General features: G+C 69.1%; 19 protein-coding genes and 2 pseudogenes. 4 read left to right on the top strand and 17 right to left on the bottom strand.

Going from position 1 to position 21,081, the window contains the following annotated elements:
• The 12 genes and pseudogenes from ACIQMX_RS36690 to ACIQMX_RS36635 form a co-directional block, all read right to left on the bottom strand.
• Positions 1 to 1,251, bottom strand: coding sequence for a type I-E CRISPR-associated protein Cas7/Cse4/CasC (locus tag ACIQMX_RS36690; protein WP_402484612.1), 1,251 nt, complete (start codon positions 1,249 to 1,251; stop codon positions 1 to 3).
• Positions 1,248 to 3,137, bottom strand: a complete 1,890-nt coding sequence (locus tag ACIQMX_RS36685) for a type I-E CRISPR-associated protein Cse1/CasA (protein ID WP_402484609.1) — start codon at positions 3,135 to 3,137, stop codon at positions 1,248 to 1,250. Before ACIQMX_RS36685 ends, ACIQMX_RS36690 begins: the two co-directional genes overlap by 4 nt.
• On the bottom strand, positions 3,134 to 4,801 hold the full coding sequence (locus ACIQMX_RS36680) for a DEAD/DEAH box helicase family protein (RefSeq protein WP_402484818.1): 1,668 nt from the start codon (positions 4,799 to 4,801) through the stop codon (positions 3,134 to 3,136). Before ACIQMX_RS36680 ends, ACIQMX_RS36685 begins: the two co-directional genes overlap by 4 nt.
• Positions 4,802 to 5,057: 256 nt before the next feature.
• Entirely contained in the window at positions 5,058 to 5,774 is a 717-nt protein-coding gene (locus ACIQMX_RS36675; protein WP_402484607.1) for a hypothetical protein, read from the bottom strand.
• 350 nt (positions 5,775 to 6,124) lie between these two features.
• Positions 6,125 to 7,975, bottom strand: a complete 1,851-nt coding sequence (locus ACIQMX_RS36670) for a glycoside hydrolase family 15 protein (protein ID WP_402484605.1) — start codon at positions 7,973 to 7,975, stop codon at positions 6,125 to 6,127.
• 64 nt (positions 7,976 to 8,039) lie between these two features.
• The gene (locus ACIQMX_RS36665; RefSeq protein WP_402484603.1) at positions 8,040 to 11,168 is read right to left on the bottom strand and encodes a lantibiotic dehydratase; all 3,129 of its coding nucleotides are present in this window, start codon (positions 11,166 to 11,168) and stop codon (positions 8,040 to 8,042) included.
• A 58-nt stretch (positions 11,169 to 11,226) separates the two neighbouring features.
• Complete coding sequence (locus ACIQMX_RS36660) at positions 11,227 to 11,424, bottom strand: hypothetical protein (RefSeq protein WP_402484601.1); 198 nt, start codon at positions 11,422 to 11,424, stop codon at positions 11,227 to 11,229.
• 83 nt (positions 11,425 to 11,507) lie between these two features.
• A pseudogene (locus ACIQMX_RS36655) lies at positions 11,508 to 11,671 on the bottom strand (acyl-CoA dehydrogenase); the annotation flags it as partial.
• Between the two features lie 405 nt (positions 11,672 to 12,076).
• Positions 12,077 to 12,499, bottom strand: coding sequence for a hypothetical protein (locus ACIQMX_RS36650; RefSeq protein ID WP_402484599.1), 423 nt, complete (start codon positions 12,497 to 12,499; stop codon positions 12,077 to 12,079).
• A 114-nt stretch (positions 12,500 to 12,613) separates the two neighbouring features.
• Positions 12,614 to 12,934 (bottom strand): hypothetical protein, encoded by a 321-nt coding sequence (locus tag ACIQMX_RS36645; protein WP_402484597.1) that lies wholly within the window; start codon positions 12,932 to 12,934, stop codon positions 12,614 to 12,616.
• A 29-nt stretch (positions 12,935 to 12,963) separates the two neighbouring features.
• Positions 12,964 to 13,209, bottom strand: a pseudogene (locus tag ACIQMX_RS36640) (hypothetical protein); the annotation flags it as partial.
• Entirely contained in the window at positions 13,206 to 13,703 is a 498-nt protein-coding gene (locus ACIQMX_RS36635; RefSeq protein WP_402484595.1) for a hypothetical protein, read from the bottom strand. The gene ACIQMX_RS36635 and the pseudogene ACIQMX_RS36640, both read right to left, overlap by 4 nt.
• A gap of 319 nt (positions 13,704 to 14,022) precedes the next feature.
• On the opposite strand from ACIQMX_RS36635, the gene ACIQMX_RS36630 reads away from it, so the two are divergent.
• A complete protein-coding gene (locus ACIQMX_RS36630) occupies positions 14,023 to 14,940 on the top strand; it encodes a helix-turn-helix domain-containing protein (RefSeq protein ID WP_402484593.1) in 918 nt (305 codons plus the stop codon).
• The gene (locus tag ACIQMX_RS36625) at positions 14,937 to 15,167 is read left to right on the top strand and encodes a DUF397 domain-containing protein (RefSeq protein WP_402484590.1); all 231 of its coding nucleotides are present in this window, start codon (positions 14,937 to 14,939) and stop codon (positions 15,165 to 15,167) included. The genes ACIQMX_RS36630 and ACIQMX_RS36625 overlap by 4 nt, the downstream gene beginning before the upstream one ends.
• A gap of 414 nt (positions 15,168 to 15,581) precedes the next feature.
• Here ACIQMX_RS36625 and ACIQMX_RS36620 read toward each other — a convergent pair whose 3' ends face one another.
• On the bottom strand, positions 15,582 to 15,743 hold the full coding sequence (locus ACIQMX_RS36620; protein WP_402484588.1) for a hypothetical protein: 162 nt from the start codon (positions 15,741 to 15,743) through the stop codon (positions 15,582 to 15,584).
• A gap of 166 nt (positions 15,744 to 15,909) precedes the next feature.
• On the opposite strand from ACIQMX_RS36620, the gene ACIQMX_RS36615 reads away from it, so the two are divergent.
• Positions 15,910 to 17,031 (top strand): IS630 family transposase, encoded by a 1,122-nt coding sequence (locus ACIQMX_RS36615; RefSeq protein WP_402484585.1) that lies wholly within the window; start codon positions 15,910 to 15,912, stop codon positions 17,029 to 17,031.
• 18 nt (positions 17,032 to 17,049) lie between these two features.
• Here the strand turns inward: ACIQMX_RS36615 and ACIQMX_RS36610 are convergent, their stop codons facing one another.
• The 4 genes from ACIQMX_RS36610 to ACIQMX_RS36595 form a co-directional block, all read right to left on the bottom strand.
• Entirely contained in the window at positions 17,050 to 17,439 is a 390-nt protein-coding gene (locus tag ACIQMX_RS36610) for a hypothetical protein (protein ID WP_402484584.1), read from the bottom strand.
• A gap of 204 nt (positions 17,440 to 17,643) precedes the next feature.
• Positions 17,644 to 18,288 carry a hypothetical protein gene (locus ACIQMX_RS36605; protein WP_402484582.1) on the bottom strand — a complete coding sequence of 215 codons (645 nt, stop codon included), beginning with the start codon at positions 18,286 to 18,288 and terminating at the stop codon, positions 17,644 to 17,646.
• A gap of 253 nt (positions 18,289 to 18,541) precedes the next feature.
• Positions 18,542 to 19,474, bottom strand: coding sequence for a hypothetical protein (locus ACIQMX_RS36600; protein WP_402484580.1), 933 nt, complete (start codon positions 19,472 to 19,474; stop codon positions 18,542 to 18,544).
• On the bottom strand, positions 19,471 to 20,064 hold the full coding sequence (locus ACIQMX_RS36595) for a hypothetical protein (protein ID WP_402484578.1): 594 nt from the start codon (positions 20,062 to 20,064) through the stop codon (positions 19,471 to 19,473). Before ACIQMX_RS36595 ends, ACIQMX_RS36600 begins: the two co-directional genes overlap by 4 nt.
• Positions 20,065 to 20,803: 739 nt before the next feature.
• Here ACIQMX_RS36595 and ACIQMX_RS36590 point away from each other — a divergent pair.
• Complete coding sequence (locus ACIQMX_RS36590) at positions 20,804 to 21,016, top strand: hypothetical protein (RefSeq protein WP_402484577.1); 213 nt, start codon at positions 20,804 to 20,806, stop codon at positions 21,014 to 21,016.
• The last annotated feature ends 65 nt before the right edge of the window (positions 21,017 to 21,081 follow it).

Below are 21,081 nucleotides of genomic sequence, written 5' to 3'. Positions count from 1 at the left end.
TCAGAACCCCTTCACTGTCAGTACGTCCGGGAACGTGGGCGGGGCTTGTCCGGTCGGCGACATCCACAGGGCGGCTCCCTGTCGTAGGTCCAGGTGGTGGAGGTAGGCGGCCAGGCGTGCGGCGGCGTGAGGGCCTGCGGGTTGTGAGGTGATCGGCTCTTCGAAGGCGGGTCCGGCGGTCAGGGCTTCGTCGCTGGTGGCGATGACGGCGAGCGTCGGGCGGGGCGGGGATCCGTGGCGGGAGCGTCTGGCCGTGGGCAGGCTGCGGACGATGGCCTGGGTCCAGCGGCGTTCGGCGCTCTGGGCCCGGGCTTCCACTTCCGCCTCGCTGCGGCCCGAGAGAGCGAGCGTGTGGCGCAACTGGCGCCGGTCCAGTGATGCCTGCCGGTAGAGGGTGCCCGAGACGAGGTATTGGAGGCCCAGCATTCCTGATCCGCTGAAGACGCCGCCCTCCTGGTAGTCGTCATGGGCGGTGAATTCGTCGGTGAGGCGGTTGAGCGGGTCGGCGCCGAAGCCGTGGGCGATGTGGGCGGCGGAGAAGATCCTGCCGCCCGGGCTGGGGAGTTCGGCGAGGAATCGGCCGAAGAGGGCGATCTCCTCAACGGTCCCGGGCGCCAGGGCTTCTTTGGCTGCGGTGATCAGCGACTTCGGGAGTCCCTCGAGCGGGCTCACCGGGTCGCCGTCGGCCGGGGATGTGGCTGTGGTCTGCGATGCGGCTACCCAGTGCGCGATGGTGTCCTCCATGGCTTCCCGGGGGCCGTCGAGGTCTCCTAGGTGCGTCATGACGATGCGGGCCAGCTGGGCCGGGGCGTTGGCCGGGACGTAGGTCATGACCTTGGTCTGGCCGGGCCGGGACGGGTTGATGCTGAGGCCGCAGGCGGCAACGACGAGGGCGGCCAGCGGGTGGGCGTCGGCGGTGTCGACGTCGTGTGCCGTTTCCAGTTGCTGGGCCACTGCTGTCGGGAGCGATCGGGTGGAGAGGGCGTGGGTGCCAGGGTGCTGCTGAGTGCGGTCGGTGCGCATGTACTCGCGGGCGGCCCGGGCGAGGGACTGAGAGGAGACCCGAATCCGTTCGGTGCCGCCGTAGCGGAGGGTTTTGGGCAGGTGGTTCATGTCCATGTTGAGGTTCATCCCGACGAGGGAGGTCAGTGAGTGGACGACCACGAACGGTCCGGGGCTGTCGGTGACGTCAGTGGGCGCTGCGCGGCCGGGCAGTGGGCGGGGGGAGAGGTCGGTGGCGTGCGTGGTCATGCGGCGGGGAGTCCTTCGTCAGCGGATACGGACTGTTCACGGCGCGGCAGAGGGCTGTTGGTGTAGAACTGCGCCTGCCACTTCTGCCGGACGGCCGGCCCCCAGTTGGCGAGGTCGTGCAGGAGATGGGTCCAGTCGGGGGTCATGCTGCTGCTCGCGGCATCGCGGATCAGGTGCAGGAGCGGGGGACGGAGGTCCTCAAGGGACTGGGCGGCCAGGGCCAGGGTCATGGACGCGCGGGTAGGGCGGTGCCCGGGGCCGCGGTGGCAGCCTGTGCCGCTCGCCCGCATCAGCCGGGCGATCGGCGCGCTCCCGTACATGGGCGCACTGGAGGCGGCCCGCCGGTGGGCGGCGAACAGGGCGGCGGTGAGCATGGCCGCCTCGTGCAGATCCTCGGGCACGAGTCTGGTCACGGAGGAGAAGGCCCAGTTGGCCGGGGACGGTTCGGCTGCCCAGACGGCGAGGGCCGCCATGAGCGCCCGGGTGCGGTGGCTGCGCGCCCAGCTGCCCAGCTTCCGGGTCAGAACATCGACCGGGTCGTCCGTCTCCGCGGTGCCGGGGCGATGGAGTGTGTCCGCGGTGACGAACAGATCGAGGTCGTCGGGGGCGAGGTCGCCGAGCAGTGCAGCGGTCCGCTCCGTGCCGGACGAGCGCATGAAGGTCTCCCGTTGCAGGTGCGTGGAGCCGAAGCCCGGCCCGGCGCCGGCGGCCTGGGCGCGAGTGTTCATGACATGAGCGGCGGCGCCCTTCCCCCGGAAGTCGGCAAGCAGCGAGCCGGGCAGGAAGACGTGGCGGACGTTGTCGATCTTCTTGTGGTTGACGGTCAGGCCGGTGACGCGGACGTCCGGCGGCTGACAGCCGAGAGCCTCGGCGGTGCGGCGGGCGGTGTGTGCCCAGCTGCCCTCGGGAGCGGTCCACCAGCTCTGCAACAGCGGCGCAATGTCCTCTTCACCGGTTACGGCCCTTGCGGGCAGCAGAGCTCCCGACTCGGTCGTCAGGAGGTCGCGGCAACCAGGGCGGTCAGTGAGAGGGGCAGTCTCCTTGCCGATGCTCCGGCCCTGGGCGAACAGGACCCGGGCGACCGTGCCGTCGTCCCGCGCCAGCAGCAGAATCCGCCGGTGATGCCACGTCAGCGCGTCACTCTCACCGTCGGGTACCTGCCCCCGCCGGGGTGCCGGGCGTGAGGTGTAGGTCCAATGGGCCGTGCCGGGCCCGCCGTGGAGAGGGATCAGCCGCCAGCTGAGCACCTGTTCAACGGTGCCGTCCGGTTGGATGACCAACCCGCCGCATACCTGCGACCGGGACCCGAAGGTGGACCCTTTGCCGTAGATGGCGTCGCTGGCGGAGATCCGCCCGCTCATGGACCACATCTGCTGGACCAGAAGCAGACGTGCCGCGCAGGCGGCGGACACGGGAACAGAGGCGTGCAGATGACGGTGGTCGGAGAGCAGCGGCCGCCGGATAGCCGCGGTCACATCGAGATACAACACCGGGACCGCGGCACCGGGCTGCCTGTCTGCCACAGCGTGCAGAGACCCGTCCTGGAAGAGCGGCTTGTCGGGCTCGAAGAGATCCAGGCCATGGGCGTGGTTGCGCACCCAACGGGCCGCGGGCCCCAGGTCGAGACCATGCAGGACCTGGTCCCGGTACTGCTGCTCTCCCGAAGGCGCGGATCCTGCCGCGTACGTGACGGCGAGAAGCAGCCGCACCGTCGCCGCCCACAACAACGGATCGGTGGTGACCAGACGGACCCGGTCTCCCTGCTCCAGAACCTGCGCGAGCGACAGAAGGACCAGCTCCCCTGACGGGTACACGGCCTCTATGAAGGGGAGTTCGGCCAGGCTCGCGGAAGGACGGGCCGCCGCGGTGGCTGCGGAGGCCGTCACTGGGGTTCCGCCTCCTCCTGCTCGACGGACAGCCGGTCCGCCAGATCCTGCAGAGTCTGCGCTTCCCCAGGAGACTGAACCAGGGCCTGTGTACCGGCCGTGGCGCGCAGCATTCGGGCCAGCCACTGCTGCTCAGTGGTCCCCTCGGCGTAGACGTACAGGGTCAGCGACCGCTCCCCGTCGCGCTGCGTGCGTCCTTCCGCCTGCAGGCTCCGCTTTCCGCCGGTCAGCACGTCGGCGATCACGCAGGCCCGGGGCGTCTTTGTGGCGTCCTTGCCGTCGCCAGCGCCGCCGCGTTCACCCGCGTGGAGGTTGATGCTCTCCAGTGAGTTGACGACCGCGACGAGGGCCTTCCCCGCTTGGAACGCCTGTCGCTTCCTCTCCCGCAGGCCTCGCGAGGCGCCCGTGATCTCCACGACCCGGTCCGGCAGCCCACGCGCTGCCAGAGCCGCTGCGGTGAGGCGGGAAAGGGCGGAGATGCTGTCGAGGTACCAGGCGGGGACCACCACCTGATAGCCGTCCTCCACCAGCCCGGCCACGATCTCGGCGACCTTCGGCGCCTTGAGTAGCGACGCCTTCTGCACCCGGCGCAGGGCGGGGGACGTGTCGTCGACGGTGCTGTTCCCGATATCCAGCCCGTGCAGCGCACGGAACTGTGTCCAGGCGGCTTCGTAGCGGTCCCGGTCCTCCGGAGACAGCTCCACCGGGCGCAGGTCCCTTGTCAGCGTGGGAAGGCCGATCTGCTCGGCCGTCGCGGTCGTGCCCGCCTTCCCGGAGAACAGGAGAGCATCGATGCTCTTCACGTCGGTCCCGCTCAGGTTGTGATTCCACCGTCCGTCCTGCCCGGTGTTCAGTTCGAAGCCGAGCTTCTGCAGCCACTTCTTGTGGTCGGCCGTGCTCAGCCTGCCCGGCGCCGGAACTTGTGCGACGTGCGCCAGCAGATCGCTCACGTAGCCCGTTTCTTCCGGGCTGGAGAAGGGGGAGGCCGAGGCGCGTGCGAACCACGGGCGGCGTCCGGTCACGCGATCGGGCAGGACGAGTCGGTTGATCAGCCGCGAGCGCACGGAGTCGGGCGACACCAGCATGTGCGACTCGTCCACGATGACAGCGTCGAACCGGACGCGTGGTAATCCTCCCTCGGCCGCACGCTCGGCGGCCACGTCAGCCGGCAGAGAGTTGAGCTGCCACAAAGGGTGATCGAACAGCCGCCACAGCTGCTCGGGATTGACCACCACCCACCGTTTGCCGCCGTTCCCGAAGTAGTTGATCGCGTTGCGCCACGCGGGGACCACGTCCAGCTTGGTCACCACGAGTACCGTTTTCACTTTCGGGAGGTCGAGCGTGGCGTTGATGAGCATGGCGGTCTTCCCCGATCCCGTGGGATAGGCCAGCAGGAAACCCGGTGCCCCCGATGCATACGCCTCAGTCATCAGCCGCACCGGCTGGACCTGGTGGTCTCGCAGAGCCGGACGCTCACGCTGAGCGGGCGGGGGCGGCATACGCCCGTTGAGAATGTCCTGGACCAGCCACTCCAGAGAGTGCCGCCGTGCCGCATATGGAAGAAGAGCACGAGGAAGACGCCGCCCTCGGTACACGGGAAGACGCCATCGTGCATCCCACCGGACTCCGGGAAGACTGGGTGTCGCCCAGCTCAGGACGAACACGTGCTTGGTCTGATCCGGAGGCGAGGGCGTGGATATCGCCCGGGTGGTCTGAGAACTCACGATGCTGTGCTCCTGGTGCTGGACCAACGAATAGACAGAGGGCTGGGAAGAGACTGAGAGGCACGTTCTGGCCGCGCGGTTGCTGCTGTGCCGCCTGCCTGGGCCGAACTGGATCAGCCGCTCAACGTGAAGGCTTGCTCGCTGCCCAGGAGTTCGGCGTGGACACGGGCTGCCGAGACGTGCGGCACAGAGAGGGTCATGCCGTCCTCCGTGCCGGGCGGGGAGCTGACGCCGGAGGCGTGGGACGGGGGGAGAGAACGGTGCGACCGTCGGTGGCGACGGAATACTGTGGGGTGTCGAGGGCCTGCCGCAACCGGTGAAGGCTCCACTGGGAGGACTGCGCGGTCCGGACGGCCTGCTCCATCAGCTGGCGTTCGGCCCGTGCCGCCGGCCCGTTGCAGAGACTGGGCTGCGTGCCGTCATAGTGGTGGGCAGCGAAGATCTGGCGGCGTAGCCGGTCAGCGCTGCTGCCGTCCCATCTCCACGCTGTGTTCGTGTACTCGGCCAGCAGCGGCGCGGGGGCCTGGAGCCGCCCCGGAACGAGGTGCACGGTGACGGACCCGCTCTCGGCCTGGCGGACGAGGTCCGATATCGCCGCGGCCCGATGTCCGTCGACGAGTTCGTCCAGCAAGGTCTCGCTCAGGAGCAGCACCATCCGGCAGCGGCGCTCCATGGCTGGCTCTCGGGTCGCGGCGCCGGGCGCCGGGGAAGCGGTCGGGGCGAGCAGCGTCAGTGCGTCCGGGGCGGCGCTGTAGACGAGGACGGACCGGCATCCGGCTACCAGCGCGTCCACCCACGCCTGCCGCGGGGCGATCTGGTCGATGTGGTGCAGGTGGTCCGGGTGGGTCACCAGACTCAGCGTGTACTGGATCGCGGAGGCGGGTGCGCCGTAGGAGCCCAGTAGGGCGCGCACGCTCGCGCCCGGCAGCACGTGCCCGGCAGACTCCGCGGCACCGATCAGGCTGGCTGGCTCTTGGACGGCACTGCTGGCCTTCTGCAGGCTCAGCCCGGCGCGCGTCCGATGGTGACGCATCAGCGCACCGGCCAGGACCAGCGGCAAGGAGGGGACAGCGCATCGCGAAGGGCACGGCATGGAGGCGGGTGTGCTGGCCGCCGTGGGCGCGCCGCCGTCGCCGCTATGGTGCGGGCGGGCGCTTGGCAGTGATGGAAGCAGGGCCGGGGACACGGTTCGGCTTCGTCCTCTTCGTCGGTGGTCAGGGGGTGGCGGCTGCCTGGTCCTGTGCGGGGCCGGGCAGGTGCCGGTCAGGCGGCGGTGTCCAGACCGAGCGCTTCGTCGCGGGCCGCGGTCTTCTCCTCGGAGGCAAGTCGTAAAGCGGCGGAAACCAGGGCGAAATGGCTGAAAGCTTGTGGGAAGTTGCCGAGTTGTCGGCGGGCGACGCAGTCGTACTCTTCGGCCAGCAGCCCGACATCGTTGGTGAGGGACAGCAGCGTTTCGAACAGCGTGGTCGCCTCCGCGGTCCGGCCGATCATCGTCAGGGCCTCGACCAGCCAGAAGGAGCAGGCGAGGAAGGCACCCTCATCGCCGGCCAGGCCGTCGGCGCCGGTCACGGCTCCCGCTGTGCGGTAGCGCAGGATCAGGCCGTCGTCGCCGGTGGACAGCTCGCGCTGGATCGCCTCGATGGTGCCGATGACCCGCTTGTCGTCCGGCGGGAGGAAGCCCACCAGGGGGATGAGCAGCAGCGAGGCGTCCAGTTCGGTGGAACCGTAGGACTGGGTGAAGGTGTTGCGAACCTGGTCGTAGCCGTGGGCGCACACGTCGGCATGGATGGCGGCCCGCAGCGTGCGCCACTTCTCGATGGGGCCGGTGGCGCGGCCGGACTCGATCCGGCGGACCATCCGGTCGGCGGCGACCCAGCCCATGACCTTCGAGTGGACGAAGTGCCGCTCGGGGCCGCGCATCTCCCAGATTCCCGCGTCCGGCAGGTGCCAGCGGGTCTCGACCTGGGTGAGCAGAGCGCTCTGGAGGGCGAAGGCGTCGTCGCAGGGAGCGAGTCCGGCTTCCTCGGCGAGGTGGAAGGCGTCGAGGACTTCGCCGAACACGTCGAGCTGCGGCTGATGGGCGGCGCCGTTGCCGACGCGGACCGGGTAGGAGCCTTCGTACCCGGGAAGGTGGGGAAGGACGTTCTCCGGGAGGTCACGGCCGCCCTTGATCGAGTACATGATCTGCACGGTGGCGGGGTCGCCGGCGATGGCCCGGGCGAGCCAGTCCCGCCAGTCGGCCGCCTCCTCCAGGTGACCGGTGAGCGCCAGGACGCTCAGCGCGATTGCGGCGTCCCGCAGCCATGTGTAGCGGTAGTCCCACTGTCGCTCGCCGCCGATTTCCTCGGGCAGCGAGGTGGTGGGGGCCGCGACCATGCCGCCGGTGGGGGAGTAGGTGAGGGCCTTGAGGACGATCAGCGAGCGTTGCACCGCCTCCTGGTAGGGGCCGGTGTAGGTGCTGCGGGCGGACCAGTCGGTCCAGAACGCGATGGTGCTCTCCAGGGCGGCCGTGGGGTCGGGGCGGGGCGGCGCGGGCAGGTGGGAGGGCTGCCAGGACAGCGCGAGGACCTGCCGTTCCCCGGCGCGGACGCAGAAGGCGGCCTCCACGGTCCCGTTCTCGTGTTCGCTCAGCGGTGCCGAGGAGTCCAGGTAGAGCGAGTCCGGTCCGGCGAAGGCTGCGTACCGGTCACCGCCGAACTGGTGGGGGTGGCGCACCAGGCGGGGCGCGACCTTGCCGTAGGCAAAGCGGACCAGGATCCGCGAAGACATCCGCATCTCACCGCGAACGCCTTGGACGACACGGATCAGCTGGGGGTTGCCGCAGCCGGGGGCCCGATGCGGCATGAGGTCCAGAACGCGGGCCTTTGCGCGGGGCGTGGTCCAGGTCGTCTCCAGGACCGCGGTGCCCGGCAGGTACCGGCGATGCACCTGGGCGTCGGGGGCGGTGGGGCACAGGTCCCACGACCCGTGCTCCGGGGTGCCGACCAGCGAGGCGAACGCGGCGGGGGAGTCGAAGTCCGGAAAGCTCTGCCAGACGACGGAGCCACGGCGGTGGATCAGGGCGGCGGTGTGCATGTCACCGATGAGAGCGTGGTCCTCGATGAGCGCGGTCATGAAGGGTCCGTTCAGGTAGACCGCCGGCCGAGAAGCGGCCGGCGACGTGTGCGGGTGCAGGTGGTCAGTGCGTCGGCGTCGGTTGACGGGGACGCGTGCCGGCGAGGGCGACGGCCCGGGCCAGGCGCCAGGCGGTGCCTTCAGAGGCCTCACCGGCGTGGTGCAGGTGGGCGGCCAGCAGCGCGCGGAGTGCGGCGTCCGGATCCGTAGTCGGGGACGTGCGCAGGACGTTGCGGTACGTGGCCAGGGCCTTGTGGCGTCGCAGCCAGGGACCGTCGACGAGACCGGTGGCGGCCGGGATGCGGCGCAGCCCAGCCCACCCGTCGTCCGGGGCGGCGAGCGTGTTGGCCCGTTGCAGCAGCGGGCGGGGCAGCGACGAGGTAGCGGCCGGTTTGGGTTGGGCGACCAGCCACCTCATCCCCTCGGTGAAGTCTTCGTGGAAGCCGCTCGCGATAGCGATGACGTTGGCAGCAGTCAGTGCCGGTTGAGAGGCATGGAGGCTCGGGCGAGCCAGTTGGCAGGCGATGACGGCTGTGTCGGCACTGAGCGTGTCCTCTGCGGCGCTCAGCGCGTCCCCTGACCCCCACAGACCCAGGTGCGGCCGGTACGGGACGATGGCGATGTCGCCGACAACTCCGGCAGCGGTCAGATAGGCGGTCCACTGCCCGAGGCGGGACAGGGCGTCAGCCGCGTCGGCCGGATGGGGCAAGCGAAGGGTCAACTCGGTGTACGGACGGTCGCCCCTGTCGTGGGCGGTGACCCACCACACGCAGTGGGGAAAGTCGGCGACCAGCGAGGGCATGTGATCGGTGAGAAGCGCACGAAGCACCTGGGGCTGGCAGTGCAGGCGGACGGACAGGTAGCGGGAGGCACCGGGCAGATGGGCATTGTCGCGGCGAACGATCGGCGCACCGTGCACGACTGGCGCCGGCCGGGCGGGCGCTGCGGATGCCAGGAAGGTGACGAACTCGTGGGTCCGACCGCCGCACCAGCCGTAGGCGTCGTCCGGCTCGGCCTCGGCGAGGGTGAGCTGGCCGAACTGCTTCCGGTCCATGTGGGAGCGCAGCAATGCACGGTGTGCCGGGTGCTCAAGGTCCAGGCGGAGCCGGTGATCGAAGCGCTCCAGATAGACGTGATGCGGCAGCCTCCACCGCTCGCGCAGTGCGGCGAAGGACTCGTCCCATTCGGCGGTCGAGGCGCTCGCGGCGGGGAGGCCGGTGTGGGCCAGGCGCCAGGTGGCCGGGCTCAGGATGCTGCGCCCGGCCCGTACGCGCGGCTGGAACGCCAGGTGTTGGGCTGCGCCCCAGTCCCACGCGGCGAGGTTGCCGATGCTGCCGATGAGCCGGCTGCTCTGGCCGCGCTGGAGTTCGTCGAGGAATCGCGCCACTGTGGGTGTCTGGCATTCGAGCTGCAGGGGGTGGGGGATGGCGGCCTCCAGCACGCGTTCGCGCGACAAGGAGACGAGGTGCAGCCGCTGCCCGTGGCAGGTCACTGCAAGGTCGCTTAGTGGAATGAGGTCAGGGTCTGCCTTCCGGTACTCGGACAGGGAGATCAGGGGGGCGACCAGGCGGGGTGTGCGCGTGATGTAGGACGCTCTCGGCATCAACGAGGGGAAGGACACCTGAACGGGCAAGGCGCCTTCTACCGTCGTCGGCCGACGGGCCAGCATCCCCAGCAGGTCGCTGGGAGAGTTGTCCTCGGCGAGCAGCGCGGCGAGCCGGCCGCCGGTGAAGTGGCCCCACCCGCGGCCGATGCGGTGCGTCGCGAGGCTGAAGTCACCGGCGTCCAGGCGTTGCACGCTGGCGGCAAACACAGAGGCTGCCAGCTCCACGTGCGCCGGCACGTCCTGGGCTGCCGTGGGCCCTTGCCCTGCGGTGAGCTGGCGGATGAGGTCCTCGTCGAGCACGAGGTCTTCCCCCGCCGCCCAGGCGCGCTGGGCGAGCGTTATCAGCAGCCGATCACGGTGCTGGGTGTCGGGCTCAGGGGCTCGCGCGGTGCCGTGGAAGTCCTCGGGCAGGCCGATGCCGCGGTTCGGGTCGAGCAGGTCCGTCAGCGCGACCAGCGTGCCCTCCCCGTACCGGTCGCGGAAGCGTTTCCGGTAGCGGATCCACGCCTGTGTCCCGCGCGGCTCGGGGGTGACCCGGGCCAGGACACCGGCGGCCGCCTCTACCTCCCAGGCAACCGCCCGCGGAAGAACCAGCTCCGCGTCCAGGCGGGTGTCCACGGCGAGCGGTGAGGTCTCGTCGGCGATCCGCCGCATCCGGGTGACGATCGCGGTCCGTTGCCGACTGGCCGTCTCCGACAGCGGGTCATGGTCGTCGAGTTCACGCATCTGCACGTGGATCTCCCGCAGGGCGAGGGCCACCTCCGCCGCCGGACCGCTGTGCATGGCGCCCACCCGCTCGAGCTCACCGACCACGTACCCCAGGGCGTCCGTCTCGGTGCCCGACGGCTGCAAACTGGTCAGCACTATCCGCTTGGCGATAAGAACGTCCAGGACCTCCTCGGCGCCGCCCCTGCCGAGACCGGGGTGGACGACACCGAGTTCGCGCACGATCTCCTCGTACGGCACTGGAGTGCGCGCCAGCTGGACGACTGACCTGACTGCGGGGGTGTGCCGGACCGACACCTCACGCACGGCCGTGCCCGTCTCCTCCAGCTCGCGTACCTGCCAGGGCAGGACCAGGCGCTCGCCGCGTACACACACCGCGTTGTTGGCGATCAGCCGCAGATGCCGCCGGACCTCGGTAACCGCTTCCAGCTGCTGCACGACCGTGGCGAACCACATCCCGGCGGCCCGGGTGAGGGTTCGGTGCTCGTTCCCCCAGCGGACGTCGGCACGTGCCCCGAAGTGCCCGTCAGCGATGCCGGCGTAGAGGCCGAAAGGGGTGGCTCTGTGGGTGAGGCGCAGGACGTAGCTCAGCAGAGTCAGGGCGATGCGCCGCATGGCCTCGGCGTCGGCGGGCGCATCCTTCAGGCTGTCGAGCTCTCGGGCGAGGTCTGGACTTGCATGCCGGACGGCGGACGCGATCAGCTGGACATCCCAGATCTCAAGCGCCCAGCACCGCCATGCCGCCGCAGCTGCCCGCGTCGCCGTGGGCAAGTTCGGCGCCGGGGGGAGGGGACGATCGTGGAGGAGCACGGACCGCACCATGATGCCGGACTGGGCGCGGAACAGCGGGCGGGAGCCCATGGCGTCTGGCCTTCCTGTTGGAGACAGCTGTCGTAAGGGTCAGGGCCGGGGGCGGCGGTCAGGCGTCCGGGAAGAAATGCCGCAGCGCGTCCGCGGTGTGGGGGACTTCGCTCTCCTGGAGGTCAAGGGCATCGGCGAGGTTGGGGCGCGTGGGCTGGTCGTGCGCGTACGGAGCGGTGGGGGGCAGGGATCCCGCCGGACCACGGTCAGCGGCGGGGGGCCTGTGGGTGGCTGCGGAAAGGGCGAGGTGCGGCACGTGCTTCTCCTGGAAGGCTGGAAGACCACCGGCCGGGGACAGCTCGACTTGACCAGGGCGGCGGATTTGCGGGCTCTATCAGGTCAGGGCCGTGGGGCTAGGCCGGGAGAAAGCACGGCCGAGAGACGCCGCGACCACTGGCCTTTGATCTGACCGAGCGCGACCTCGGCAAGCCGCAGCAGCTGAATGTCCGAGGTGTCGGCGGAGGCAAAGATGTGTGTGCGTCGCGCAGGTAGCGGCCGATGGGGCTGCCAGCAACACCGCCTTCCACGCCTCGTCCAACAGGACAACGGCGTCAGCGCACGGGCTTCCGGTGCGCGGCGGGGCAGCGAGCGGCGTGAAGTTGGTCTGTGCCCTGCTCAGCTTGCTCCGCTGCCCAGCGGACGCACTGCCGGCCCTTCCCGTTGGCGGCGATGACCTCATGCAGAGGCTGAAGCGCGGCGTCTCGCTCCCGCCCAGGGCCCGGAGGGCGGCGTCGTGTTCCCCGCGGAACTCCCCCATCCTGGACAAGCTGCGGCGCGCGGAGCGACCGCCGCCAGCCACCACCACGCCCGTGAGAGCACTCTCCACGAACGCGGGCGGAAGGGGCACGCTGTCGCCGGCGTGAGCGCGGTGACGCCAGCTGGAGGGCATCGTGACTTCTGCGGAGTAATCAGACATGGCACATCTCCCGCATCCGGGCACGCATCAGACTCAGGCTGCCGTGCAGTACGACTGCGTCAGTGGTCGGATAGGCCAGCGCTTCAGGTGGCGCCACCCAGAAACGGCTGTGGCACAGCGACTGGGGCGGCCCCTCGGGCGAGCACCGAAGCGAGGGCCCCGGCTCGCACGCCGAGTGCGCGGCCCTCCACACGTGGGCGGTGCCGGAGGAGACCGGAATGAGCAGCCTTCGGTGGGCGATGCAGCACAACAGCGGTCCGACCCGGTTCCCGCAGTCGATCATCTCGTCGAGTGCGGCCATACCGAGGCCCATACTCACGCGCACGACATCGAGCTCCGGCGCGAGCATGAAAGGCAGCGGGGCCTCGCCGAATTGCAGCCGCCAAGGGTGGCGAGTGCTCAGATGGGGACTCATCAGCTCTCCGATAGGGACGGTGGTGACCGTCCGGTTGGTAGGGCCGCCCTGGTGCCGCGCCGTAGCGGGGGATGCCGGCACGGCACCAGGGCGGGTATGTGACGTCGCGCGGCGTTAAGGGAGCGTCGCGGCGACGGTTCGAGCGGACTCGCGAGGTGCTAGAACACGGCCGGATACCTGCTCGGCTGGGGGAGGACAGAGACCCGTCTCCGTGCCGTATCGTCTTCGCCTAGCTGGCAGTGTCGAAGGGCTGTCCATGTCCCCGGCCGGATCCACCAGGCCGTAGAACTGGTGACACTCGTACGGTCGGTAATGCGCCGGAGGCTGCTCGCCCCATTCGACGATCGGACCGCTGTGTGACAGTTCGGCGAAGCCCGGAAGCCCTTCCAACGCGGCCGCGGTCTGACGGGCGAAGACCTCTTCCACCGTGTGCAACTGGCCGCCCCGCCCCGCCGGGTTGCTCCCGTGGGCACGGCAAGCAGCGGGACCCGGAAGAGCGCCACCGCCACCGCGTTACGCAACAGTTCGGAATCGACAACCGCCAGGGCACGTGGGCCTGGCCCTGGCTGAACACGAGCACCTCTTCTGAACCGCTTGCCAGCGGGGTTCTTGGCCTGCGCCGTGGTTAGCGCGCCCAGAGCGTTGGGCTCAGACAGGGCGAGGTGCGGGCTACGGGTGGGCGGGCGTGAAAACCCGCGAGACGTGGTCACAAGCCTTTCCGGATTGTGGGCGTGACAGGAGACAGGCGCGAGTCGCTGCCCTCTGCGCGGACGAGCATCAGCAGCGCGGGCCTTCCACCGATCCACTGGACGACGGCTTCGTAGTGGTCGTCCGAAGGGCTGATCACGTCTCGGTTCATGACCGCGATGCCGTCGACGAAGCCGAGCTGTAGCAGGCGGCACGCCTCAAGCCAGCCCGGCCTGTCGTTCGGGTTGGTGGTTCCGTACGAGTCAGTCACGTAGTAGCCGACCGCGCCGTCCGCGTCCTCGACGCACCGTCGGAGGGCGCTCAGGTCCTCGTCGGCACTGCCGTTCGTGCATCTCAACGCGTATGTGACGTAACGCGTCTGACGACGGCTCTCCGGGGCCGGCAGGGTGTCCCACCAGTGGCGGTTGTTGGCGACCCGCAGCCGCTGCAGGTACAGGCCGCGATTCGCCGCCGGCCTGAGCGCCGACTGCCTCTGGCGCTTGTTGTCGAGGTCCATCCACGTCCTGACAGGACGGGGCTCGGTTGGTAACGCTCGCGCTCGCATCGCAGGGTCTCCGTCGTTGGGGGCGTGGCTCCGTCCTGACGGGACACGGACGGGCCATTCCGGTCGGGCCTGGGACCCCGACCGCGTTCAAACAACAAGATGTAACGCAGCGTGATGTCTGGAGTGCGACTGGAGGTACCGTCGCGCTCTTCGCTGCACTCAGCTTGCTCCTTTTGGCGGTCAACTCGCAACAGCGATGGCAGAATTGCCTGAAAGAGCGAACACGTGTCCGGCATCGTCAGATGAGTCGCCGTCGTGCAACACTGCGTCCATGACTCAGAATCGTGCGTCGACGACTCGTGAGCGCGCGTCGTCGAAGACCCCCAAGCGCGCCACACCAACCGTCATGCGACGTCGCGTTGGCGCCCAGATCCGTCGGTGGCGTGAGCCAATGCGGTCAGGCGAAGCCGCGAAGCTCATGCCGGGCTGGGACACCACGAAACTGAGTCGCATCGAGCGCGGCCTGTATCGGATTTCGGGCGACGAGGTACGAGACCTCTGCGCCAAGCTCGGCGTCGACGACGCGGCGGGGATCAACGAGGTCGCAAAGGTCGCTGAGGAGCCGGCAGGAGGTGACCACGGCTGGTGGAAGGCTTACGAAAGCCGTGTAAGTCAGCCGCTCGTCGACTTCGTTCAGCTCGAAGCACGGGCCAGGAAGATCAGCACGCACCATCCGGTCGTCGTACCCGGCCTGCTGCAGACGCCCGGCTACGTACGGGAAATCATTGGTGGCATGCCGGTCTCCGTCAGCCCCGAACGGGCTGAAATGCTGGTCTCGATCAGGCTCTCGCGGCAGGAAGTGCTGACGCGGAAGGACAACCCGGTCCAGCTGCACGCGCTCGTTCCTGAGTCGGCATTTCACGCGCACTTCGAAGCGGGCCCCGGCATCATGCGTGACCAGTTGCGCAAGCTGATCGACGCCTCGAACCAGCCGAACGTGGATCTTCAGGTGATCCCGCTCAACGCGCACCCGGCCTACGGCTCCAACGGGGCAACCACGACTCTGAATTTCGGGCACCCGTGGGTACCTGTCGTCAGCGTCGACAACCCGATGGGCGGCACCCACAGCGAAGATCCTGAAGAAATCGCCTACATGGAGAACGTCTTCGCGCTCGCTGCCGCAATCGCACTTCCCGTGGACGAATCACGGGATCTCATCACCACGTATCTGGAAGGACAGTCCAAGTGACACCCAAGACCCTCATGGCCACTGACCTGCCTTGCGCCGCCTGGCGCAAGTCGTCGTACAGCGGCGCTCAGGAAGGCCAGTGCGTCGAGGTCGCCAACGTCGTTGAGTCGCACCAGGGCATCGCCGTCCGTGACTCGAAGGACCCCAACGGCCCTGCGCTGCTGATCAATCCGGCTTCGTTTGCCGAGTTCATCGGCAATGTCGCAAACGGACGCTTCAACGTCTGATCTCACTTACGGCATACGGCCCGCCTCCCCCCACGGCATATGCGGGGGGAGGCGGGCCGTTGTCGTACAACTACGCCCATGGGCGATCGAAGCCTACCTGCGGCGACCTTCCAGCGCCGGTCCCGGCCAACGGCCAAAGCGGCCTAGTAACGGCGTAGATCGGAGGGAGGGACGTGATACTTCCCGCCACGCCCGCCGGTCAGCGCCACGCGGACCGCGGCGAGCGCGGGCAGCTGAACGCCGAGAGCAGCGAAGCCCTGGGCGGGGATCGCCGGAAGGGACCGAGTCACGGATGAGCCCCTCTTGTCCGGCGGCAGAAGCGAAGTGCGCAGCCGCAGCAGCTTTCCACCGCCCCGACCATCGCAAGCCGCCACGCCGCGCCCTGGCCCTCGCCAGACTCCCCAGATAGGGCCGTCAGCGGTGATGTGCTGCTCGTGCAAGGGTGCTCTCGACCTCGCCGAGGCTTGCCAGCAGTCGCTGAGCCGCGGCGTGCCGCAGGAGCCCGAACTGGTCCAGGTCCTCCTGGAGGAGGCCGGGCCCCAGGTAGTGCTGCTTGACCCCGTACAAACTGGTCATCAGCTGTAGCAGCGCAACCCGGGCGCAGGCGATGACGTCGGCGGCCGGCACGAGCGGGTTGGTCTCCAGGTAGGCGCCGGCTAGTGCTCTGACCGGGAAGGTTCGCCGGGTTGGTGGTCATGGCGGTTGGATGTCCCACGACGTGCGTCCGTTCGCTGGGGGTGTGGTGGCTGAGCCTGTCCGTGTGCGCAGGTTGACTGACCAGGAAGGGCAGAAGCTGCAGCAGATCGTGCGCCGGGGCAGCACCAGTTCGGTGCGCTATCGGCGGGCGATGATGCTGCTGGCCTCGGCCGGCGGGAACCGGGTCCCGGTGATCGCCCAGTTGGTGCAGGCAGATGAGGACACCGTCCGGGACGTGATCCACCGGTTCAACGAGATTGGTCTGGCCTGTCTGGACCCTCGATGGGCGGGAGGCCGTCCCCGCCTGCTCAATCCTGATGACGAGGATTTCGTCATCCAGACGGCCACCACCCGCCCGACCAAACGCGGCCAGCCCTTCACTCGCTGGTCCATCCGCAAACTCGCCGCCTACCTGCGGAAGGTTCACGGCCGCGTGATCAGGATCGGCCGTGAGGCGTTACGGTGCCTGCTCGCCCGTCGTGGCGTCACCTTCCAGCGCACCAAGACCTGGAAGGAGTCGCCCGACCCGGAGCGGGACGCCAAGCTCGACCGGATCGAGCACGTGCTGGAGCACTTCACGGACCGAGTGTTCGCGTTCGACGAGTTCGGCCCGCTCAGCATCCGGCCCACCGCCGGGTCGTGCTGGGCCGAGCAGAGCCGGCCCGAACGGCACCCCGCGACCTACCACCGCACTCACGGCGTCAGGTACTTCCATGGCTGCTACTCGATCGGCGACGACACGCTCTGGGGCGTCAACCGCCGCAAGAAGGGCGCCGCGAACACACTGGCCGCCCTCAGGTCAGTCCGCGCGGCCCGCCCGAACGGCGCCCCGATCTACGTCATCCTGGACAACCTGTCCGCCCACAAGGGCCAGACGATCCGGTGCTGGGCGAAGAAGAACCGGGTCGAACTGTGCTTCACCCCGACCTACGCGTCCTGGGCCAACCCGATCGAGGCCCACTTCGGGCCGCTACGACAGTTCACCCTGGCCAACTCCCACCACCCCAACCACACCGTGCAGACACGGGCGCTGCAGCGATACCTGCGCTGGCGCAACCACAACGCCCGCCATCCCGACGTCCTGGCCGCCCAACGGCGCGAACGCGCACGTGTCCGCAGTGAGAGGGGAATGCGGTGGGGCGGCCGACCACAGGCGGCAGCGGTCTGACGGGCCCGTCACGGCGGTCTACCCGGCCATCTCCTCGGGAGAACGACGGGTGATCTTCTTGCCCGCTTCGGTCTCCACAAGGGTCACCGCACCGATCCAGTTGCCGTCATCCGGGTACTCCCAGTTGGCCGCATCTTCGAGGACCGCGGGAAGCTGACCGCGAGGCACCAGCTCCCCAGGCTGGAGGCCCTTCTCCCCTGACGGCGACGTCCACGGGGCGACTCTACGAACCTCGATCCATCCACGATCGATGAGAGTGAGCAAGATCGCTGCCAGCTCGTTCACAGGCCGGGACTGATCGGCATCGTCGAGGTCGCCCCAAACACCAGCCAGGATATCGATCTCATACGAATTGACCATGAACGCTTCCTCGGACTTGGTCAACGCCTGCCACTCACGCTCACTCATTCACCGATCATCGCAGGATGGCTTTATTCACGAGAACGGGTTCTGGCTCAACTTCTGTGATCCGCGCGGGCGCTGTCCGTACTTCCGAGTGAAACCGCAGGTCACAGCAGCGATTGGGTGCACTGCTGGGCAGGCCAGGATGCGGTTTCACAGAAGTTGAGCCAGAACCCGAGATCGGGCAGCGCTGGGGAGCGTTGAACTCGATCAGTCCAGGTCGGCTGAGGCCAGAGAGATCGCGAGCGTGATGTAGGGAAGGGCGCCCAGGCAGCGCTCGGCCGCCGTGCTTGGGTCCTTGGCAGTGCGCGCCTCCAGCAGTACCAGCAGACCGGCCACCACCGCAGTGTCGAGTGCCTCGTCGAGGATCTCGTCTACGGCGAGCTCGCCACTGGCGGCCAGTTCGTGCACCAGGGTGACCGCCTCCTCCGGATCGGCCCGCCAGCGGGTGGCAACCTCGGTACCGGCGCTCACAAGGTCCATTGCTGCGGTCTGCTCCGCCGTCGGCAACGGCACGCGCGGCTGATCGCCGAGCGGGGCGGCCGGCGCCGCATACTTTTCGGCCTGGGCCACGGCGCATCGTGCCGCGTACGTCCGCTGGGCCTGCGTCCGCTCCCAGGCCACTGCGGCTGGCCACCGGGCATAGTCCTCGGTACGAGCCTGGTCCAGCAGGGCGCCAGCGGCGAGGCTGACCTGGACGCACGGCAAGACGCTCACCTCGACGGCCTCTTGACCTGGCGGGGCGGCGGCGATCGGCCGGTACACCGCGCCCGCCGCTTCCGCGGCGGCCCCGATCAGTTCGGTCAGGGCGGCGATCAGCCGCGCGTGGCGGCGTCGACGGGCGGGCAAGTCCAAGCGGTTCGCTGTAGCGGTCACCCATCGCACTATGTCACCATGCGATCACATGCGCTGTCCGTTCTCGGGTTTTGGCTCAACTTCTTGGATCCGCGCGGGCGCTGTCCGTACTTCCGAGTGAAACCGCAGGTCACAGCAGCGATTGGGTGCACTACTGGGCAGGCCAGGATGCGGTTTCACAGAAGTTGAGCCAGAACCCTTTCTCGTGGACAACGCCAGCAGGACACCCCGGTGATCGTTTCCGGTCAGAGCACTAGTCGGGCAGACCGGCGGCGCGCCTCTCGGCGCGGGCGACTTCGGCGGCAGCAGCCTGGCGGAGCCAGGGGGCGCGCTGCAGGCCGGCCTGACAGGCCATGGCGTCAATCCGGCTGAGGAGGTCGGCCGGGTAGGAGACGTTGATGGCGGGGCCAATGGACGGGCGTCCGCGTCGGCCTGCGGTCTGCGGGGTCTGTGCGGTGTGGGCGATGGCCTCGGCGACCGTAGGTTCCGTGACCAGCGTCGGATCGAGCAGCGGCGCCGTTTGGCGCAGGTGATCCAACGGGATCAGGTCGTTGGCCTGGATGGCGTTGGCGGTCATGCCGAGAACGGAAGCCCGGGCGGCGCGCTCGGCGCGCTGGGCGTCGAGGTAGCGAGCCAGGGCCGCGGCGGCACGCTGGCCAGCGGTCAGGGAGCGGGCAGGGACGTCGAGGTGCTCGATGACCGAGACGACGTAGGCGGCCCAGTCGTAGGTATCGACCGTCGAGTCGTTGGCGACGGCGACCTTCTGACGGCGCTCCAAGAACGTGCGGGCCTTGTCCTCACCACCCAGGAGCCTCAGCTCGGCCTCGGTGAAGCGGGTGATATCCACGGGCGGGATCGCGGCAAGACGCTGGTCGAGGGGGACCACGGGCGGGGCAGGCAGAACGGCAGCCTGCTCGATACGCACGGTGCTGACCTCGGGGTGCGCCTCGGTCTCGTCCCAGGGACTCTCGTGGGCCGCGACGACTGTGCGGTGGGTCCACCACACCTCATACCAGCGCGAGGCGCTGGCCCGGTCCTGGTGTACGGGGTAGAGGGTCAGGTCCGCGTGGGTACGGCCACTTTCGGTGGGCCAGGTTGCGACTCGGGCGAGCGCGGTGCGCAGGGGCTTCACCGGGGTGTGGTCGTTGATGCCCTCCACGAACAGGGCGGCGGGCAGTGTCTTCATTTCTGGCCCTCCAATAGAGCCTCGATGTCGGCAACCCGGGCTAGCAGCCGCGCGCGCTCGGCGCGCAGCGCCTCCAGGCCCACCGGCCGTTCGTCGGGGACGATCTGGTAGAAGTCTGCTTCTTCGGTCTCCAGTGCCCCGCGCGGAATGTCCCGGATCTCCAGGACCACGTCGCCGCCCGCGTTGATCTCGGGGTACCTGACGCTGCCGCCCCCGTCGGCGAGTGTGCCTTCGATGAGTACGACGCCCTTGCCGAGCTGCACTGGCTCGTCGCGGGACGGGCGAACGGCGATTTTCCGGCCGGCGAACTCGGCCCGGTTGCGCGCGACCATGTGGTCGGTGAGCCGCACCCGGACGGTCACCACGTCAATGGCTGCTTCGAGGCTGCCGTCAGTGCCGAAAACCTTACGCAACAGGCCCCGCACGCGCTCCTCGTCCCGGATGTCGAATACCCAACTGCGCGCGGGCGCGTCGGGCAAGCCCCATACGCCGTCCAGGTCCTTGGCCTGGGAGATGAACTCAGCGTTGTACGGGGTGCGCACCGCGATCCGGTGCCCCCCCGCCAGCTGTTCCAGTCGTACGTCAGTCACCGCTGCACCTTCCGACGGCTATTTTCCAGGATCCTAAAATAGCCCGCCGTGACATATTTTTCAATCCCGAAAAATAGAGAAGGGTCATCAGGCGTCCGAGACAGGGCGGCACGATCAAGCATCTCGGCCGGAGCGTTCCGGGTTTGTCGTCCGGGAGGCTCTCTCCCGATCGATTCCCGTCGTCATTGGACGTGGATGGGATCCCAGAGGTCATGGGGGAAGACACGAGGCGAGCGCCGCCCCGGCCTTCTCCTTCCGCCAGGTTCTGTTGCCGACTGGGCGGACGGTCTTCGCGCCTGGCTTTCCGACAGCGAACGTCGTGACCGGCTCCGGTGGGTAGCCGAAGACCGCTCACCCGAACTGCCGGACTGGCGTCATGCCGCGCGAGTTGTAGCTGCTGCGAATCCTGCTCCCGTGGCAGGGCGGAGTTCGGCCCCTCGGTGACCGAACCTCAGTAGGATGTGCCGGGCGGCATAGTGGAATACGGCACTGGGTGTCGTGTGACACGGAGCCGGCACCATGCCGGTCGACACGTGCCGCGGACGAGCTGGCGCCGGTGGGCTGGGCGCATCGTGCGGTGTCGGCCACCGGACTGGTGGCTGCGGCGTCGAGGCCGGTCATCGAATGGGCCACGGTGGCTGGGCAGGGCGTCGACGGGGCGAGGGCCTAGTGCGGGTCGAGCGGTAACCGGCCCGCGCAGCGACTTCGCCAGGACGGCCCGAGAGCACGGGGGAGCAGGATGACGGACGAGATCCCGCAGGGGGAGGGCGGCGAGAACCCCCTCTCGTACGAGGAGAGGGTCCGGCGGCTGCTGCGGACCCCCAAGGCCAAGGCCGAGACCGCGCGCCGGGGCCTGGACACCGACAAGATCGCCGAGAACCTCATCCGCGCGCCCCGCCGCCACCCCCGCCTCGACCTCGACTTGGACCCGCAGCCCAGCGCCACCCACTGAAATTACCGGTGCGGCGGCGTGGAGAAGAGTTCCGCCGCTGTCCCGCTGAGCCCGCCCGCCGGCGT

The sequence above is a fragment of the Streptomyces sp. NPDC091416 genome (assembly GCF_044756845.1).
Lineage (GTDB): Bacteria > Actinomycetota > Actinomycetes > Streptomycetales > Streptomycetaceae > Streptomyces.
The sequence above is the reverse complement of the archived record's forward strand: the minus strand, read 5'-3'. Positions and strand labels throughout refer to the sequence as shown.